Below are 17,704 nucleotides of genomic sequence, written 5' to 3'. Positions count from 1 at the left end.
ATTTAACCGATCACACGACGCCTGAAAGCCGCCGCAGACCGGAGCCGCCGCCCACATGTCCCTTCATCTGACTAACAATGTCAAAGAACCACAACCAAACTAAAAACCGGACAACCATCCCACCCCGATACCTAAGTGCCGAGGGAATGGCGTCCAACCATAGTGGCGACCGTGCCGAACGCTTCCTTTAGGCAGCGCCCCGTCCGGTGAACAGCCCTCTAGGCCCGACCTCCCGACCCGTCAAATGCTTTTTGCAATTTTGTTTCAGAAATTTTTGGCGTTTGGGGTCTAGACGGGGCAGACGGCCATCATGGCCATGGGTGATTAAGAGCATGAGTTTGCAGGATGCCGACGCGGACGATGCGGGTTTCGGCGCACGCATCAGGAGCGCGATTTTCTGGCGTTCGGGCAGCCAGATCATCTCGCAGATGATGAGCTGGGTGGTGACGCTGGCGGTCATTCGCCTGCTCGATCCGGCCGATTACGGCCTGTTCGCGATGACCCAGGTGATCCTGAATTTCGCGACCTTCCTTAATGGCTATGGGCTGGTCAGCGCATTGGTGCAGTCGGACAAGCTCGATTCGCACCGGTTGCGCCAGGCCTTCACCATCATGCTGCTGCTCAACGGTGCGCTGGCGCTGCTCCAACTGGGAATCGCGCCGATCGCGGCCGACTATTATGACCAGCCAATGGTCGCCGACCTGCTGCGGGTGCAGGCTTTGCTCTACCTCTCCACCCCCTTCATTTCGATTCCCGAAGCGATCATGGGACGAGCACTCGATTTCAAGCGCCCTGCCTTGGTCAATTTGATCGCCGCCTTTGCCTCCGCCGCGGTGGCGCTGGTCGGTGCCTTGTCGGGCTGGGGCGTATGGACATTGGTGTTCGCGCCTATTGCCGGATTCTGGGTCAAGGGGCTGGGCTATGTGCTGGCGACCGGGTTCCGGCCCATCCCCACCTTCGACTTTCGCGGCACAGGCGCAATGGTCGCCTATGGCGCGTCCTTGCTGGGCGGACAGCTCTTCTGGATCGTCCAGAGTCAGGCGGATATCTTCATCGGCGGGCGGGTGCTGGAGCCGCATCAGCTGGGCCTCTATGCCGAAGCCCTGTTCCTGACCCAGATTTTCGTCAGCAAATTCATCCCGCCGCTCAACGATGTCGCCTTTCCCGCCTATGCGCGGATGCAAAAAGACCCATCGCGCGTCGCCTGGTCCTTTTGCAAGGCGGTGCGGCTGCTGCTGCTCATCTCCTGCCCCGTCTATCTGGGCATGGCGGTGACCGCCGAACCGCTGGTCGAAACGCTGTTCGGGGCGAAATGGCTGGAAATGGCCCCCTTCGTCGCGGTGCTGGCGCTGGCCATGCCGTTCATGACGTTGCAGGTGATGTTTGCGCCGGTCAGCAATGCGCTCGGCCGCCCCGGCACGACCGCGCGAATCGCGGGTGTCGGCGCGGTGCTGATGCCGGTCGCCTTCCTGATCGGCATCACCTTCGGCGCGATCGGCCTGGCCTGGGCTTGGCTCGGTGCCTTTCCGATCCTAACGATCGTGACGGCACGGCTGGCAGGCGCGCCTATGGGATTGCGCCTGATCGACCTGGCGCGTGCCGCTGCGCCGGGTCTGGGCTGTGCCATTCTGATGGCGGGTGTGGTGCTGGCGGTGGATCGCATCCTGCCGCCGCTGGCCGCACCGATCCGGCTGGCCGTGCTGGTGCCGTCGGGCGGCATCGCCTTCCTCGCCGCACTGATGCTGTGCGCGCGCGGCACGTTGATGGAACTGGTCGCTTTGGTGATTCGCCGCGCGCCGCCGGTTCAGGCGCCCGCCTAAACCGGACGTTCACGTCCGCCAATCAAGCCGTCTGGATATAGTCGCGCAGCGCCGCCGCTTCCGATTCGATGCGGTCGATGCGGAATTTGACCAGATCGCCGATCGAGATCAGCCCGATCAGTTCGCCATCGACCACCACGGGCAGATGACGGATGCGCCGCTTTGTCATCAGCGACAGGCCCGACATCACCGGCGTCTGGTCGTCAATGGTGATGGCCGGGGCCGTCATCACGTCGGAAACAGGACGCTCCAGCGCCGCTGCGCCTTCAGTCGCGACGCGATAGACGAGGTCGCGTTCGGAAAATATCCCGACCACCTGCCCATCATCCACCACCGGCACGCAGCCGATCCGCCGCTCCGCCAGCAGCGTCACTACGGACAACACGCTGTCGGTCGATCGCACCTGGATGACGTCGCGCCCCTTGCCCTGCAATATTGCCGCGATGGTCATGACCGCTCTCCTTCCTTGGACATTATGTCTCGATGCTTGATGATCACATTTTCGTAGGCCAAAGAAAAGGGATGACACGCAAACAAGCGCTCGATGACCCGCAAATTGCCGCCACCGCCTGGGCGCGGTTTCGCCGCATCATGCTCTGGATGGCAGCGGGTGGCGCCCTCTGCGTCATCGCGTCGCTCATCTTCCTACGGCTGTGGGCCGGGCCGATGCCGATCCATATGGTGATCGCCACGATTTTGGGCGTGTGGTTGACCTTCATGCTGGGAACCGGTCTGATGGCGCTGGTTTTCCTGTCCAGCGGCACCGGGCATGACGAACAGGTGATCGACCGGATCAAGGATGAGGTGATTGAGAATGAGTGACATGCGTGGCGAGGTGATCCTGCGCGTCGTGCCCCGCCCGGCTGACATCAACAGCAATGGCCATATTTTCGGCGGCTGGGTGCTGAGCCAGATGGATATTGCCGGTGGCATCGTTGCCGGGCGAATCGCGCAGGGCGCGGTGGCGACCGTCGCGATCGAGAGCATGAAATTCATTTCGCCCATCCTGATGGGCGATCTCGTGTCGGTCTATGCCCATGCCGAACGGCGCGGTCGCACATCGGTCGCGATACGGATCGACGTGGTGGCGACGCGCGGCGGCGGGGCAGAGACGGTGGATTTGACGAGCGGCGTTTTCACCTTCGTCGCGCTGGACGAAAGTCACCGGCCCCGGCCACTGCCCGACGCCTGACTATCAGCGCGGCAGGCGCTGAGTGTAGGCCAACTCCGCCTTGCCATTGGCGGGGACCGTCGCCCGCCAAATCCATGCATTGCCGAGCCGTTCCATATCCGTCGGGCGGGGCGTGATGTCGTGGGGGATGGTGACTTCGGCGGTGACGGCAAAGGGCCGGGCATTGCTGAGCGCGATCGTCCAGCCGCGGCTTTTGCGCGACGCCTGCACCTGCCGCACCGCGATACGGACGTCCGCGCTTTCGGCCAGATCATAGTCGATCCGTTCCCCTTCCGCCTTGTCGCCAATATCGGCTTCCCCGGCCAGCAGACGCAGATCATCCATCTGCTCGAACACCGCGACCCGGCCGGATGGCATGGGCAGGCCAAGGCCGTCATCCTTGCGATTTTGCAGCCGCAGCCGCAGCGTCATCGGTAGGGATTCACCCCCGTCGAACCCGCCGATCGTTGCTGCATAAAGGCGCTCGACCTTTACGTCGGGCTGGCGCAGCAGCGCGACCTGCTTCTGGCTGTTAGCGGCGACCGTCACGGCCACAGGCACGCGATAGAATTTAAGGTCGCCCAGATCCTCCCGCTCCGCCACGACGGGAGCGGGTGGCGGCGGCGGTGGAGGAGGCGGCGCCATCATTGCCCGTTCGGTGCGGCGCTGCGCCGTCACCATAATCTCCTGCGCGCCGTCCATCATCATCGCCTGGGGCATGTCCACCGGAAACAGGGTCCAGCGCGGATGGGTGCTCGTCACATCCATCGGCCAACAGGTGAGGCGCAGCGGCCCGCCGGTTGGCCGTGCCTGCGCCACGCGCGGCTGGCGATTGGGCTGCCCGGCAATGACGTTGAGCTGGGCATCGGCAAAGCCAGTGACGCCGCCATTGGCAACCGTCAGCCAGGCCATCAGGTCGAGCGTCTCCCCCTTCATGTCCGCGACATAGGAAGCGGACCAGTCGAACCCTTCGGCCAGATAGGTGAGTTGCAGCGTCGCGCGGGTCGGCCGGTCGCTGGTCGCGATCACCGACAGGGTCGGGCGCGGCGACAGATCCTTGGGGGCCTCTGCATAGAGCATCCGTTCGGGCAGGCCACTGCATCCCAGCGCCTCATAGCCCTGCGCGGTCTGGACGATGACGCCGCCGGTCGGCCCGGCGCTCAGGATCGCGTCCTGCTCGGTCACCTTGCCGGTCGCGCGATCGGTGCGGCGCAGCGTGACGCGGCGCTTGAGATAGGCGTCGACCAGCCCGGCGGGCGACAATAGCCGGGTATCGCGATTCTTCTCCCGCACGCCGCGCGGCATACCGGAGAGAATGGCGGTTTCGGGCAGCAGCCCTTCGGCTACGCCTTCAAACCGGACGACCGACTCGCCCTGCGGCAGATCGACCGTGCGGGTTTCGGTGACCAGCGCATAGCTGCCCGGCCAGTTGCGGTCGATCGCCCCGGCAGCGCGGCCCGGCGCGCGATAGACGGTGACCGATACGCTATCGATCCGGGTGGAGATAACGGTGTCAGCCTGCGCCGACGGCGCGAAGAGACAAAAGAGCAGCGCCAGAAGATAGCGTGTTCCCGCGCAGGCGGGAATCCAGTTCCTACCTTTCAACTGGATTCCCGCCTGCGCGGGAACACATATCCAATAGCGCAAAAGCCGCATCGCGACCCGCTTCAGTAGCGCGAATCGAAGGTGACGGTCAGGTCGACCGCCCCATTGGCCGGGACCGGCACGCTCCATTCCATCCGGTCGGCCGATACGCGCCGCCCCTCCACGCTCTGGGCGATGACGCGCGTATCGCCCCACAGGCCGCCCTGGGCCAGATCGACCGTAATGGCCTCAGGCCGGGCGTTGGTCAGCGTATAGCGCATCCGTGTTTCCCAGCGCGACGCACCCTTTCTCGTGCGCTGTTCGACCGTCGGCCGGACCTTGACGTCGAACGCCTCGCCGGTGCGCAGCGCCATCGACGATCCCATGGGCGTATGGTCGATGCTGTTTTCGCCGATGAATTGCGGGTCTCCGCGCGCATCGCGCATATAGACGCGGATGGTGCCGGCGGGCAGTTGATCGCCAAGGCCGCCCTGCTTCGATGTCGAGAATTTAAGCACGCTCGACGCGCTGAGCGGTTCGGCCGAACTGCCGAGCCAGGGGTTGAGATATTCATAGGTCGCCCGTGCAGTCGCACCCTTCACATCCAGAAAACTCACCTGCTTCTGCTGCGCGTTGGCGATCGTCGTGCGCGCGGCCAGGGGATAGAGATAATAGTCGCCCAGCCGTTCGCGCGGGCCGCTTTCCGTCCCCGCCTGATCGATCGCGCCGCTACCAGACTGCCACCAGTTGGTCCGCCCGCCGCCATTGGCGGGATTGCCCGCGACCAGGATGGTGCGCGCATTGCTGAAGGTCGTGCCTGTATTGTTGGTGAGCGTCACCCAACCCTGCATGTCCATCGCGCCCTTCGCCGCGTCGAACAGCGCGACATAATCGGCGGTCCAGCCGAGATTGGGGGTCAGGTAGGACAGGCGGGTCGGCACCGCGCCGCCGCGCGCCGCATCCACCGTGACCGACAGGGTCGGCTTGGCCCGCAAATTGGGCGGGACCCGGTCGAAAATGACGCGCACCGGCAGGCCATCGTCGCGCAGCACCTCGATCCGTGCGCCGATCTGGAGGACGATGCCGCCATTGGCCGCGAGGATCTTGGCGCGCTCACGCGTTTCCGCGCCGGTGGCGGGGTTGGTGCGCACCAACGTCACCTCCTGCCCGACCGCCTTGTCCATCAGCTTGTCGGGCGACAGCAGGTCATAGTCGAAATTCTGTTCAACAATCGCGATGCCGGGACCGGACAGGGTGACGGTTTCGGGGCGGATGCGCGCCGACACATCGGGAAATTCGATGCGGTTGCGCCCCGGCGTCATCACCAGTTGCCGGTCATCCTGCACCAGCGACTGGCCATTATTGTAAATGGTGACTGCGACATCGCCCTGGGCCGAAGCACCGGTCGGATCGGCGGCTCCTTGCGCAAGCGCAGCGACGGGAAGCGCGCACAACAGCGGCGCAAGCAGGCGAAGGGCGGTCATGGGGCAGGTCTCTCCCGACAATGTCGTCACCTTCTGCCGCAAGCCGCCGCGATTGGGAAGCGGGCATGAAAAAGGGGACGACGCGCCGGGCGCCGTCCCCTTTTCAACTCATATAGCGAGGCGGCTTATTCGGCCGCTTCGGTCGTCGCGCGTGGGCGGCGGGTGCGCTTCTTGGGCGCGTCCTCGCCGACGTCGCTATCATTGTCGGCACGCGCGATCGAGGGCGGCAGGATCGCCATGTCCAGCCCGACAGGCGCTTCGGATGCAGCCACATCGACGACCTTGCGCGGGCGACCACGGCGCGGGCGGGGTGCTTCTTCCATCTGCGGCGCGGGTGCCGCCTCTACGACCGGAGCAGCAACGGGCGCGGGTGCGGCTTGTTCGACCTGGGGCTGCGCTTCGGCAAAGACCGGACGGTCGCGACGCGGGCGGTCACGGCGAGGGCCGCGATCCTCACGGCTACGATCTTCGCGCACTTCGTCCTGACGGCGATTCTGGTCGCGCGGCGCAAAGTCGCGCTGCGGACGATCACCCTGATCGCGCGGGGCGCGGTCATTATCGCGGGGCGCACGATCAAAGTCTCGCGGCGCCCGGTCATTGTCACGCGGGGCGCGATCACCATAGTCACGCGGCGCGCGTTCGGCCTGCTCGCGCGGCGCGCGGTCGGGCTGTTCGCGCGGCGTACGATCATAGGAGGAGGAATCGGTGCGGAATTCGTCGACGCCGTCGGCGACGCCTTCGAAATCATCGCCATCCTCGTCGAAATTCTCGTCCGGGCGGCGGTGACGCTGCGGCTGGTTGGCCTGCTGCTCTTCCTGCCGGGCGCGATTGTCGGCCAGCACGCGGAAATAATGGTCGGCAAATTGCAGATAATATTCCGCATTCACACGATCGCCCGCCATCTGTGCGTCGCGCGCCATATTCTTGTATTTCTCAAGAAGCTGGGTCGCATTGCCACGGGCGCGGTTGTCGATGCGGTTGCCATTATCGCCCCCGCCCCGATTGCCACCATTATTGGGACGTCCGTTGTTATTATTGTTCCGGCCGCGATTGCGGCGACCGGCCTGCCGGTTGTTGATCAAGACATGATCCTTGCGTTCGCTGTCATCATATTGGCTGAAAACTCTGTTCCGTCGCCATCCCCAAGCACGGCCCGCACATCAGACCGGATACGGCTCCGCCGGGCATGGCCGGTTCAAAGGGCCAGTGCCTCAAGCTGCCAGCGGCGCCGGGCAGCAGCGCCGTCATGACTGTCAGGAGCGTAGAGAAAGGCCTTTTCTATCAATGGCCTGAACCGACCATATCACGAGATAGTGCCATCTCTGCCCTCGATGTAGAGGCTTTCGCCGGAGAAACCAAGCAATTTCCGCTTGTCATGGCGTTAATTACGCTGTGCCGTCGCGGGACGGCCATGTTGCGACCAGGCAACGATCATGCCCGGCCAAGTCCTGCAACGCCCGCACGCGCAGGCCCGCGTCCGCCAGCAACGCCGATACCGCATCCTTCTGGTCATAGCCGATCTCGATCGCGGCCATGCCACCGGGCGCGATCAGGCGGGGCAGATCGGGGACGATGCGGCGATAATCGTCGAGGCCCTCCGCGCCTGCGAACAAGGCGCTATCCGGCTCATGCAGCACATCCCCCGCCAGCGCGACGCTGCGCGCAATATAGGGCGGGTTGATCAGGATCAGGTCGAACGGACCATCCACACCCTGCGCCCAATCACCCAAACGGAAGGTCGCGCGGTCGGCCAGCCCCAGCCGCTTCGCATTGCCCCGCGCCACCGCCAGCGCGCGCGCCGAGGCGTCGATGCCCAGACCATGGGCATCGGGCCATTCGCTCAAGCCTGCCAGCAGCAACGCGCCGGAGCCGGTGCCAAGGTCGAGGATGGATTGCGGCGCGCGCGCCGTAAAATGGGCGACCGCCGCCTCGATCAGCGTTTCGCTGTCCGGGCGGGGGATCAGCACGTCCGGGGTTACGCCCAAGCTGATCGTCCAGAAATCGCGATAGCCGATAATATAGGCGACCGGCTCCCCGGCAAGGCGGCGGTCGATCAGCGCCGCAAAGCCCGGTGGGACGGTGAGGCCGCGCTGGCGCAGCAGCAAATCGTTGCGGGAAAGACCCAGCGCATGAGCCATCAACAGTTCCGCGTCGAGGCGCGGCGTGTCACTGGCGACAGCGAGCTGGACAGATGCCGCGCGCAGGGAGTCGGGGATACTCCCCTCCCCTATGCTGGCACTCACCCGACCCCGTCCAGCTGCGCCAGCCGCGCCGCTTCATCCTCCGCGATCAGCGCGTCGATCACTTCTGCCAGCCCCGGCCCTTCGAGAATCTCCGGCAGGCGATGCAGCGTCAGGTTGATGCGATGGTCGGTGACGCGGCCCTGGGGGAAATTATAGGTGCGGATGCGTTCGGAGCGGTCGCCCGATCCCACCATCGCCTTGCGCGCGCCGGCCTGTTCGCTCTGGGTGCGTTCGCGTTCAGCTTCGTAGAGGCGGGCGCGCAGCACCTGCATCGCCTTGGCCTTATTCTTGTGCTGGGACCGTTCGTCCTGCTGAATCACCACCAGCCCGCTGGGCAAATGGGTGATGCGAACCGCCGAATCGGTGGTGTTGACATGCTGGCCGCCAGCGCCCGACGCCCGATATATGTCGATCTTGAGGTCGCCATCGGCAATCTGGACGTCGACCTCCTCCGGTTCGGGCAGCACCGCGACGGTCGCGGCCGATGTGTGGATACGCCCGCCGCTTTCGGTGACGGGAACGCGCTGGACGCGGTGGACGCCGCTTTCGAACTTGAGTTTCGCGAACACGCCAGTCCCGGTGATGGAGGCGACGACCTCCTTGTAACCGCCCGCTTCGGACGCATTGGCCGACATCAATTCCATCTTCCAGCCCAGCGAATCGGCGTAGCGCTGATACATGCGGAACAGGTCGCCCGCGAACAGGGCCGCTTCATCGCCGCCCGTCCCGGCGCGGATTTCCAGCATGGCCGGGCGCGCATCGGCCGAATCGCGGGGCAGCAATTGCAGCGCCAGCGCGCGTTCGGCGGCAGGCAGCTGGCTTTTGAGCAGCTGCATCTCCTCCTGCGCCATTTCGCGCATCAGCGGGTCCGCATCCGCATCTACCCCGCCCGTCATATAGTCGAGCGCGGCCAGCTCCTGCCGCAGGCGACGCACTTCATGCGCGGCGCGGGCAACCGGCTCGATCTCGGCATATTCCTTCGACAGGCGCACGAACGCATCGGGCGGCAGATCGGCGCGCGTCATCGACGCCTGCACCTCATCCCGGCGCGCCTCAATCTGCGCGATGCGTTCGGGGGATATGTGCATTAGCGACCGCTCCCCGATCCGTTCGGCCCCGGACTTGATCCGGGGGAAGTCGAAGCCTTCTGCCGAGCGGAGGCGAGGCCGGGACCTTCGCTGCGCTCAGGTGAGCCCTTCGACAGGCTCAGGGCGAACGGGGGTGGGGTGGCGCGACGGGCGGAGGTCGGCATCAGTCGGCTTTGTTATTCTTGAAATGAGAGAAATTGCCGAAACGATCTTCGCCCAAAACCGCTGAGATAGGCTTAAACAGTTCATGCACCGACGGATCATCAGAGACTGATATAAAATTGAAGCAACGGCCTTCAGAATCTGGATGCAGCACGAAAAGATTTGCCTCCACTCCTGCCTGCCGTGCCTTGGCAGGCAATTTCTTGGGGTTTCCTCCCAACGGTGTCCAACAACGGATTCCGGCACGCCTCAATCGTGCGGCAACTGCCAAAGCCTCATCTTCCAAGTCTCGCTTATCAGGAAGAACTGCTACGATATCCCTCGGAGCCGTCGGAACATCCACCAGCATCGCCAGCCGCTCGATCCCCGCTGCCCATCCGACCGCAGGCGTCGCCGGGCCGCCCAGATTCTCGATCAGCCCGTCATAGCGTCCGCCGCCCAGCACGGTGCCTTGCGCGCCCAGCCGGTCGGTGACGAACTCGAACGCGGTGTGGCGATAATAGTCGAGGCCGCGCACCAGACGGGCATTGCGTTCCCACGCCACGCCAGCGGCATCCAGACCGCTCGTCACCTTCTCGAAGAAACTGCGCGCCTCGTCGGTCAGATAGGCGTCGATGTCGGGCGCGCTGTCCGCGACCGGGCGGTCGCGCGGGTCTTTGCTGTCGAGGATGCGCAGCGGATTCTTGGCCAGCCGATCGACGCTATCCTCCGACAAGTCCCCGCGATGCGCCTCGAAATGGGCGATCAGCGCGGCGCGCCATGCCTCGCGACTTTCCGCATCGCCCAGCGTGTTGAGCGTCAACGTCACGCCGTCATTAATGCCCAATTCCTTGAGCAACTGGTCCGCGAACACCAGCAATTCCACGTCCGCGCCCGGCTCGGCCGCGCCGATGATTTCCGCGTCGAGCTGGTGGAACTGACGGAAACGGCCTTTTTGCGGCCGTTCGTAGCGGAACAACGGCCCGTGGGTCGCGACTTTCAGCGGCGCATATTGCTGCCAGCCTTCGGTGATATAGGCGCGGCTGATCCCGGCGGTGAATTCCGGGCGCAGCGTGATGGAATCGCCACCGCGATCCTCGAACGTGTACATTTCCTTCGACACGACGTCGGTGGATTCGCCCAGCGACCGGGCGAAAACGGCGGTGGATTCAAACACCGGCACCTCGACCCGCTGAAAGCCGTAAAGCCTGCGCACCCTGTCGAAGGTGGCGACCACATGCGCGAAACGCTCCGCAAACGCTTCCGGGGTGCCGCCCAACATGTCTTGCGTGCCACGAACCGGACGCGGAGTTTCGATTTTCGCCATATGCCGGGCCTTTAACCGCAATTGTGTCCCAAGGAAACGCGGATTTTGCGGTCAGAACATCGACGAGAGCGCGAGCGAGATATAGCGCGGGTTGCCGGCATCCGGGGCATTGGGTGCGTCGCGCAGAAAGCGCCCCTTGCCGATCCAGCTGGCATTGATTTCCACGCGCAGTTTTTGCGGCTTCGCCCACCAGCGCAACCGCCCGTCCAGCCCATGCCCCGCAAAGCGCCCCGACCGGCCGCCAGCATCCCGCACCCCGGTGGTGGAAAAGGCGTCGTTGCGCGCGGCAAGCCACATCGGATGCCATGCCGCGAACAGATCGAGCCGCTTGCCCGGCGCCATTTCCACCCGCAATCCCGGCGTCAATATGTTGGCGCGACCGGTCTGGGCAAAGATACCCGCCGGTACGAAGTCGCCCCGCCGCATCCCGAACAGCGTATCGAACCGGCCATAGCTGCGACCCGGCCGATCGCCGCTGGCATAGTCAAACTCGGCCGAAACCCGCGCACGCAGGGGGCCGGGAAAGCTATACCCCATGTCGGCGTGAACGAACCAGGCCGCGACATCGATCGGCAGGGCAGCGGACGCGGCGCTGGCGCGGATGCTGCCCATCTGGCCGATCCCTTCCACCTCAAAGTCGAGGCGCGCGGGCGCGGGGTCGCGCAGGATGCGGGCGCTGATGCTGTGCAGGTCGCGGTTGCGGGTCGGGCGGCCGGGCATGTCGCGCTCGATCAGGCGGAAATAGCCGATTTCCGCCATGGTCCCGCGCCCAATCTTATGCGCGCCATAGCCGCCCCAAAGCTGAAGGTCGAAGCTTTCGCGGTCCAGCCCGCTACGATTGTCCAGCACGGATGCTTCGTCGTCGGGGCGGCGCATCTGCGGCAGGACATAGATTAGCGTCGCGGTGCCGCCGCGCGCGGTGGCGATATCAACGTGCGCGCCGGTGGAGCCGTTGGTGGTGTTGCGATAATCATCCGCCGCGATCAGCCGCCGTGACCCCAGATTCAGCATGAAGCGCCCCAGTTGCACGGACGTCTTGCTGCCGCGCCCCAGCAACGGGCCAAGATCGGCGGCGACGAACGCCTGCACGGGTTCGATCGTGTTGACTTCGCCCGTGCCAATCCCTTCCCCCCGCTGGCCGCCCCACACCCGGCTGTCCCACAGTTCCGCGCCAAGCCGGATCGGCCCCGCGCCATAGCTGGCGGTCAGGATGGTGCGCAGGCTGACCAGGTCGATGCAATCGTCCAGCCCGGCGCGGGCCTGCCCTTCAAGCGCTTCGTAACGAAAGCGGACATTGCCGGAGAGGGCCAGTCCCTGTTCGGGCGCCTTGTCCTGGGCCTGAGCAGCAAGAGGGACGCTACCAAGCAGCCACGCGAAAAAGGGCAAAAAGGCAGAACGATCCACGCACAGCTCCTTCATCCGCGCCGCCTTGATCCACAAGGTGGCGGGGCAATGGGCGGCCTTTGGCGCGGATGCGCTGACCGGGAAGGCGCTGATCCCGATGGCGTGCCCATGGCAATGTCGACGCGCGCGATCAAGCATTTTCCGTCCAGACAGGCTGGACGCGCCCGCGCCGCGACGCCATTGTGGCGGCATGAGGGCCGTCCGGCCCAGCCCAAATTTTCGGAGATGTTCATGATCCGCAGCCTCGCTGCCGCCCTTATCCTGTCGACCGCGATCGCCAGCCCGCTTGTCGCGCAGGACGCGATCCGGTCCAAGCCCACCGCTTTGCCAATCAACGATGCCAGCCCCGTGCCAAAGGACATTCCCTATCCCGGCGGCACGATAAAGCTGGAGGTCGATGCCAGCGATACCACGCAACGCATTTTCCGGGTGAAGGAGACGATCCCGGTCGCAACCAGCGGGCCGATGACGCTGCTGATGCCCGAATGGCTGCCGGGCAACCACGCCCCGCGCGGCCAGCTGGAAAAGCTGACCGGCCTGACCTTCACCGCCGATGGCAAGCCGCTGAGCTGGAAGCGCGATCCGCTTAACGCCTATGGATTCGTCATCGACGTGCCGCAGGGGACGAAACAGGTCGTCGCCCGCTTCCAGTTCCTGTCGGCCACCGTCGGCAATCAGGGCCGCGTCGTGGTGACGCCCAAGATGCAGAATATCCAGTGGGAGAGCGTCTCGCTCTATCCGGCGGGCTATTATACCCGGCAGATTCCGGTGCAGGCGACCGTCACCTATCCCACCGGCTGGCAGGCCGCGACCGCGCTGCGCGGCAAGCGGACCGGCGACACCGTGGCCTATGACGTGATCGATTATGAAGCGTTGCAGGATTCGCCGGTGTTCGCGGGCCAGCATTTCAAGGCGGTGGATTTGGGGCAAAATGTGACGCTCAACATCGTCGCCGATGATGCCGACGAGCTGGTCTATACCCCCGACCAGATCGCCAAGCACAAACGCCTAGTGGCCGAAGCGGGCGCGCTGTTCGGCAGCTATCATTTCGACCATTATGATTTCCTGCTGGCCATCACCGACGAAATGGGCGGCATTGGCCTGGAACATCATCGCAGTTCGGAAAATCAGGTCGAGCCGGGCTATTTCAAGAAATGGAGCGATGGCGAGGCATTGCTGGACCGCAACCTGCTGCCCCATGAATTCACCCATAGCTGGGACGGCAAGTTCCGCCGTCCCGATTTGCTCTGGACCCCCGATTTCCGCACGCCGATGCAGGATAATCTGCTGTGGGTTTATGAAGGGCAGACGCAATTTTGGGGCTATGTGCTGGGCGCGCGATCGGGCCTGTTCACCAAAGCCGAAACGCTCGACGCCTATGCGCAGATCGCGGCCAAGCTGGACACGGCGGTCGGTCGGCAATGGCGGCCGATGGAGGATACGACGCATGATCCGATCATCTCCGCCCGGCGGCCCAAGGGCTGGGCCAGCTGGCAGCGGTCGGAAGATTATTATAATGAAGGGCTGATGATCTGGCTGGAGGCCGATGCGATCATCCGCAAGCAGACCAAGGGTGCCAAGGGGCTGGACGATTTCGCCAAGGCCTTTTTCGGCGTGAAGCCGGGCGACTGGGGCCAGCTCGTCTATAATCGGCAGGACGTCATCAATACGCTGAACGGCGTCGCGCCCTATGACTGGGCGGGATTCTTCCAGACCTATGTGGATAGCCCGACTAGGGAAACGCCCAAGGGCGGCTTCACCATGGGCGGATACAGGCTGGTCTATGGCGACACCCCCAATGGCTTTACCAAGGCAGCCGAGGGCGCGAACAAGATGGTCGACCAGAGTTTCGGCATCGGCCTGATCGTCAAGAATGACGGCGAAATCAGCGGCGTCATCTGGGACAGCCCGGCCTTCAAGGCGGGGCTGGTGATCGGCGCCAAAATCCTGGCGGTCAATGGCGACGAATATTCGGGAGATGTGTGGAAGGCGGCGATCAAGGCCAAGACGCCGATCCAGATCATCCTAAAGCAGGACAAATATTACCGCACTTTGTCACTCGATTATTCGGGCGGGCTGCGCTATCCGCGCCTCGAAAAGACAGGAGAGGGTGAGGGCAGCCTCGACAGGCTGCTCCAACCGAAAACATAAACACCCGCTAATCTATCGTGCAGCAAAAGGCGTTTTCATGAACATCGAACTGATTCCCGTTGGCGACGATCCGCCCAACAGCCTGAACGTCATCATCGAAGTGCCCGTCGGCGGCGAGCCGGTGAAATATGAGTTCGACAAGGCGTCGGGCGCGCTGTTCGTGGACCGCATTTTGCACACGCCGATGCGCTACCCGGCCAATTATGGCTTCGTGCCGCACACGCTGTCGCCCGATGGCGATCCGCTCGACGCTCTGGTGATCGCGCGCTCGCCCTTTGTCCCGGGCTCGGTCGTCCGCGCCCGCCCGATCGCGGTGCTGAACCTGGAAGATGAAGCGGGCGGCGACGAGAAACTGGTCTGCGTGCCGGACAACAAGACCTTCCCATATTATGCCGACATCAGCGAGAAGGATGACCTGCCCGGCATCGTGATGGAGCAGATCGAGCATTTCTTCACCCATTACAAGGACTTGGAAAAGACCAAATGGGTGCGCATCGGCACCTGGGGCGGGGCCGAGGACGCCAAGCGCGTCACGCTGGAAGCGATCGAACGCTATCAGGCGAACAAGAAGGCCTGAGCGCCCGACTGTCCGAGTGAATGGAAAGGCCGCGCGGGGTGACTGCGCGGCCTTTTTTTGTGACGATAATGTCGAATCCCCTAAAAATCCTCCCCTGCAAGGCAGGGCTTATCGCATATGAGCCGGACCTCATTTTACTTCGTCATGCTGAACTCGTTTCAGCATCCATTTCTCGTCCCCAGCGACAGCTTTTGAGGCACGATGGATCCTGAGCCGACGGCCAGCGCAGCTAAATAAATTCAGGATGACGTTGGAGGGATGACGCAAAGTCATAGGCGATTCCTTTGCCCTAGGAGGAGGGATTTCATGATGCAGGATCCGCCAGCGCGCCACTGGCATCCTCAAAGGGTTGCAGCGGGCAACGCAATGCGTAGGGTAGCGGGCATGATCTTCCGTCCGTTCGGCCTGCTGGCCCCTCTCGCCCTCCTCGTCACATTGCCGCTGCCCGCCATGGCGCGCGAACCGGTATCGACCAACGCCACCGTTTCCGCCGCCGATCCCCGCGCGGCCGCCGCGGGGCAGGAGATATTGCGCAAAGGCGGCAGCGCCACCGACGCCGCCATCGCGATGATGCTGACGCTGAACGTGGTGGAGCCACATAATAGCGGCATCGGCGGCGGCGGCTTTCTGATGCACCATGACGGGCAGACCGGGGTGCTGGAATCGATAGACGGGCGCGAAACCGCACCTGCCGCCGCCCGGCCTGACCGCTTCATGGGACCGGACGGCCAGCCCCTGTCCTTCCGAAACGCCTGGCCGGGCGGCTATTCGGTGGGCGTGCCGGGCAATTTGCGCATGGCATGGGACGCGCATAAAAAATGGGGCAAGCTGCCCTGGGCCGACCTGTTCCAGCCCGCGATCCGCGCGGCGGAAGAGGGTTTCGAGGTGCGCCAGCGGCTCGACACGGCGATGAAGGCGGTAGCAGGAGTCTGGGCCGACTTTCCCGAAATTCAAAAATATTTCTGGATCGACGGCAAGCCTGCGCCGATGGGCACGATGCTGAAAAACCCGCCGCTTGCGGCCCTCTTCAAACGCATCGCCGCGCAAGGCCCGGACGCCTTCTACACCGGCGACAATGCCCGGCTGATGGCGCAGGCGGTCACCAACGCCCCCAAAAACCCGGTGCCGATGACGGAAGGCGACATCGCCGCCTATCAGGCAAAGCCGCGCAAACCCGTGTGCGGCAAATATCGCGTCTATACCGTGTGCGGCATGGGTCCGGCGTCCGCCGGCGGCGTCACGGTGCTGCAGATATTGGGCATGGTCGAGCGCTTCCCGCTTAGCGCTTGGGGCAAGGATGATCCGCGATCCTGGCATGTCATCGGCGAAGCGATGCAGCTGGCCTATGCCGATCGCGGCACATGGCTGGGCGATCCAGATTTCGTGTCCGTGCCGGTCGGCGGCCTGATCGACCCCGCCTATCTCAAGCAGCGTTCCGCCACCATCCGCCTCAATAAGGCGCTGAACGACTATCAGCCCGGCACCCCGCCCGGCGCGCAGCCCCGCACTGCGTCTCTGCCGCAACCCGAAAGCGGCACCAGCCATTTCGTCGCGATCGACCGTAATGGCGACATCGCCGCCTGGACTTCCACCATCGAGAGCTTCTTCGGCAGCCAGCTGATCGCCAATGGCGTGATATTGAACAATGAACTGACCGATTTCAGCTTCACGCCGCAAAAGGATGGCGCGCCGGTCGCCAATGCGGTGGGACCGGGCAAGCGGCCGCTATCCTCCATGTCCCCAACCATCGTATATGACGCCAAGGGGATGCCGATCTTCACCGTCGGCGCGGCAGGCGGCAAGACCATCATCATGCAAGTGGCCAAGGCGCTGATCGCTCATTTCGACTGGGGCCTGTCGGCGCAGGATTCGATCGCGATGGGCCTGATCTTCTTCAACGGCGACGGGCTGGTGCTGGAACAGGGCACCGGGCTGGAGGCGATGCAGGCACCGCTGGAAAAACTCGGCCATCGGGTCGTCGTCTCGCGCCTCGGCCTCAAAGCCAATGCCGCCGAACGCGCGCCCGACGGCCACTGGATCGGTGCCGCCGACCCACGCAGCCCCGGCGTGTCCTTGCAGGAGTGAAGGGGTAACCGTCACCCCAGCGAAGGCTGGGGTCTCGCTGCCTTCTTTGGCTCAGCGCAGAAGAAAGGGAGATCCCAGCATGTTCTGGGATGACGATGATTTATGAACCACCCTTCAAATCCAGCCCTGCGACGTTGAAAGCAAACGGCGCGGTCTGCTCCTTCGGCCCGGTAACCAGATTGACCGAAACCGTCTGCGCCTTGGCAATGGCCTCATAGGCATTTTGCGACGGCATGATCTCGATCCCGTCCTTGGCGTCGGTCATCCGCCCCTTCCAGCGCAGCGGCCTGCCGCCATCGGCAATCGCGGTGACGGCGCAATCGGACAGGTCGCACTGGAACGGCGCGCCGACCAACTTCACCGTCACTGATTTTTCGCCATTGTCCATCGGCTGGACCAGCAGCACCGCAAAGGTATCCGCCGCCGTCATCGTCTGGACCGCATTGGCGCTGCCGATATAGGCCAGTTTGGGCTTGCCGCCCGACCCGGCCTCATATTTCCACGTTTGGCCGATCGTGTCGCGCTGGGTCGGCCCCTTGTCGCCGGACGAACAGGCCGCGAGCAGGCCGGCGGCAGCGATGGCGATGAAATGGCGCATGATTGAATCTCCTTGTCAGGAAACTCAACGC

General features: G+C 64.1%; 15 protein-coding genes. 6 read left to right on the top strand and 9 right to left on the bottom strand.

The genetic code is table 11. From position 1 onward, the window contains the following. The first annotated feature begins 332 nt into the window (after window positions 1-332). Entirely contained in the window at window positions 333-1,820 is a 1,488-nt protein-coding gene (locus Q0D44_RS13125) for a lipopolysaccharide biosynthesis protein (protein WP_294137030.1), read from the top strand. A gap of 22 nt (window positions 1,821-1,842) precedes the next feature. Here the strand turns inward: Q0D44_RS13125 and Q0D44_RS13120 are convergent, their stop codons facing one another. Then, entirely contained in the window at window positions 1,843-2,271 is a 429-nt protein-coding gene (locus Q0D44_RS13120; RefSeq protein WP_217672555.1) for a CBS domain-containing protein, read from the bottom strand. A gap of 71 nt (window positions 2,272-2,342) precedes the next feature. Between Q0D44_RS13120 and Q0D44_RS13115 the strand changes: the two genes are divergently transcribed. Together Q0D44_RS13115 and Q0D44_RS13110 are read left to right on the top strand one after the other, a co-directional pair. Beyond that, entirely contained in the window at window positions 2,343-2,642 is a 300-nt protein-coding gene (locus Q0D44_RS13115) for a hypothetical protein (RefSeq protein WP_294137029.1), read from the top strand. Next, complete coding sequence (locus tag Q0D44_RS13110) at window positions 2,635-3,012, top strand: acyl-CoA thioesterase (protein WP_294137028.1); 378 nt, start codon at window positions 2,635-2,637, stop codon at window positions 3,010-3,012. Before Q0D44_RS13115 ends, Q0D44_RS13110 begins: the two co-directional genes overlap by 8 nt. A gap of 3 nt (window positions 3,013-3,015) precedes the next feature. Here the strand turns inward: Q0D44_RS13110 and Q0D44_RS13105 are convergent, their stop codons facing one another. From Q0D44_RS13105 to Q0D44_RS13075, 7 genes are all read right to left on the bottom strand, one after another. Further along, window positions 3,016-4,548, bottom strand: coding sequence for a hypothetical protein (locus Q0D44_RS13105; protein WP_294137037.1), 1,533 nt, complete (start codon window positions 4,546-4,548; stop codon window positions 3,016-3,018). Between the two features lie 110 nt (window positions 4,549-4,658). Next, window positions 4,659-6,059, bottom strand: coding sequence for a DUF4139 domain-containing protein (locus tag Q0D44_RS13100; protein ID WP_294137027.1), 1,401 nt, complete (start codon window positions 6,057-6,059; stop codon window positions 4,659-4,661). A 125-nt stretch (window positions 6,060-6,184) separates the two neighbouring features. Beyond that, window positions 6,185-7,141, bottom strand: coding sequence for a DUF4167 domain-containing protein (locus Q0D44_RS13095; protein WP_294137026.1), 957 nt, complete (start codon window positions 7,139-7,141; stop codon window positions 6,185-6,187). Between the two features lie 303 nt (window positions 7,142-7,444). Continuing rightward, window positions 7,445-8,302: a peptide chain release factor N(5)-glutamine methyltransferase gene (prmC, locus tag Q0D44_RS13090; RefSeq protein WP_294137025.1), complete on the bottom strand. Its 858-nt coding sequence runs from the start codon at window positions 8,300-8,302 to the stop codon at window positions 7,445-7,447. Beyond that, window positions 8,299-9,390 (bottom strand): peptide chain release factor 1, encoded by a 1,092-nt coding sequence (prfA, locus tag Q0D44_RS13085; RefSeq protein ID WP_294137024.1) that lies wholly within the window; start codon window positions 9,388-9,390, stop codon window positions 8,299-8,301. The genes prmC and prfA overlap by 4 nt, the downstream gene beginning before the upstream one ends. Before the next feature lie 163 nt (window positions 9,391-9,553). Beyond that, entirely contained in the window at window positions 9,554-10,858 is a 1,305-nt protein-coding gene (gene hisS, locus Q0D44_RS13080) for a histidine--tRNA ligase (protein ID WP_294137023.1), read from the bottom strand. Window positions 10,859-10,909: 51 nt separating this feature from the next. After that, a complete protein-coding gene (locus tag Q0D44_RS13075) occupies window positions 10,910-12,400 on the bottom strand; it encodes an alginate export family protein (RefSeq protein WP_294137022.1) in 1,491 nt (496 codons plus the stop codon). A 93-nt stretch (window positions 12,401-12,493) separates the two neighbouring features. Here Q0D44_RS13075 and Q0D44_RS13070 point away from each other — a divergent pair, with 93 nt between their 5' ends. From Q0D44_RS13070 to ggt, 3 genes are all read left to right on the top strand, one after another. Next, complete coding sequence (locus Q0D44_RS13070; RefSeq protein ID WP_294137036.1) at window positions 12,494-14,413, top strand: peptidase M61; 1,920 nt, start codon at window positions 12,494-12,496, stop codon at window positions 14,411-14,413. Window positions 14,414-14,450: 37 nt separating this feature from the next. Continuing rightward, the gene (gene ppa / locus Q0D44_RS13065) at window positions 14,451-14,990 is read left to right on the top strand and encodes an inorganic diphosphatase (protein WP_119743706.1); all 540 of its coding nucleotides are present in this window, start codon (window positions 14,451-14,453) and stop codon (window positions 14,988-14,990) included. 384 nt (window positions 14,991-15,374) lie between these two features. Beyond that, window positions 15,375-17,075 carry a gamma-glutamyltransferase gene (ggt, locus tag Q0D44_RS13060; RefSeq protein WP_294137021.1) on the top strand — a complete coding sequence of 567 codons (1,701 nt, stop codon included), beginning with the start codon at window positions 15,375-15,377 and terminating at the stop codon, window positions 17,073-17,075. Window positions 17,076-17,175: 100 nt separating this feature from the next. Here ggt and Q0D44_RS13055 read toward each other — a convergent pair whose 3' ends face one another. Then, window positions 17,176-17,673: a hypothetical protein gene (locus tag Q0D44_RS13055; RefSeq protein ID WP_294137020.1), complete on the bottom strand. Its 498-nt coding sequence runs from the start codon at window positions 17,671-17,673 to the stop codon at window positions 17,176-17,178. Window positions 17,674-17,704 lie beyond the last annotated feature (31 nt).

It is taken from the genome of Sphingobium sp. (genome assembly GCA_023266575.1).
Lineage (GTDB): Bacteria > Pseudomonadota > Alphaproteobacteria > Sphingomonadales > Sphingomonadaceae > Sphingobium.
This window is presented reverse-complemented; position numbering and strand designations above follow the sequence as displayed.

What these genes read in the sequence shown, in the direction of transcription:
- Q0D44_RS13125 (WP_294137030.1), top strand. Translation starts at nt 333, where the DNA reads ATGAGTTTGCAGGATGCCGACGCGGACGATGCGGGTTTCGGCGCACGC.
- Q0D44_RS13120 (WP_217672555.1), bottom strand. Translation starts at nt 2,271, where the DNA reads ATGACCATCGCGGCAATATTGCAGGGCAAGGGGCGCGACGTCATCCAG.
- Q0D44_RS13115 (WP_294137029.1), top strand. Translation starts at nt 2,343, where the DNA reads ATGACACGCAAACAAGCGCTCGATGACCCGCAAATTGCCGCCACCGCC.
- Q0D44_RS13110 (WP_294137028.1), top strand. Translation starts at nt 2,635, where the DNA reads ATGAGTGACATGCGTGGCGAGGTGATCCTGCGCGTCGTGCCCCGCCCG.
- Q0D44_RS13100 (WP_294137027.1), bottom strand. Translation starts at nt 6,059, where the DNA reads ATGACCGCCCTTCGCCTGCTTGCGCCGCTGTTGTGCGCGCTTCCCGTC.
- prfA (WP_294137024.1), bottom strand. Translation starts at nt 9,390, where the DNA reads ATGCACATATCCCCCGAACGCATCGCGCAGATTGAGGCGCGCCGGGAT.
- hisS (WP_294137023.1), bottom strand. Translation starts at nt 10,858, where the DNA reads ATGGCGAAAATCGAAACTCCGCGTCCGGTTCGTGGCACGCAAGACATG.
- Q0D44_RS13075 (WP_294137022.1), bottom strand. Translation starts at nt 12,400, where the DNA reads ATGCTTGATCGCGCGCGTCGACATTGCCATGGGCACGCCATCGGGATC.
- Q0D44_RS13070 (WP_294137036.1), top strand. Translation starts at nt 12,494, where the DNA reads ATGATCCGCAGCCTCGCTGCCGCCCTTATCCTGTCGACCGCGATCGCC.
- ppa (WP_119743706.1), top strand. Translation starts at nt 14,451, where the DNA reads ATGAACATCGAACTGATTCCCGTTGGCGACGATCCGCCCAACAGCCTG.
- ggt (WP_294137021.1), top strand. Translation starts at nt 15,375, where the DNA reads ATGATCTTCCGTCCGTTCGGCCTGCTGGCCCCTCTCGCCCTCCTCGTC.
- Q0D44_RS13055 (WP_294137020.1), bottom strand. Translation starts at nt 17,673, where the DNA reads ATGCGCCATTTCATCGCCATCGCTGCCGCCGGCCTGCTCGCGGCCTGT.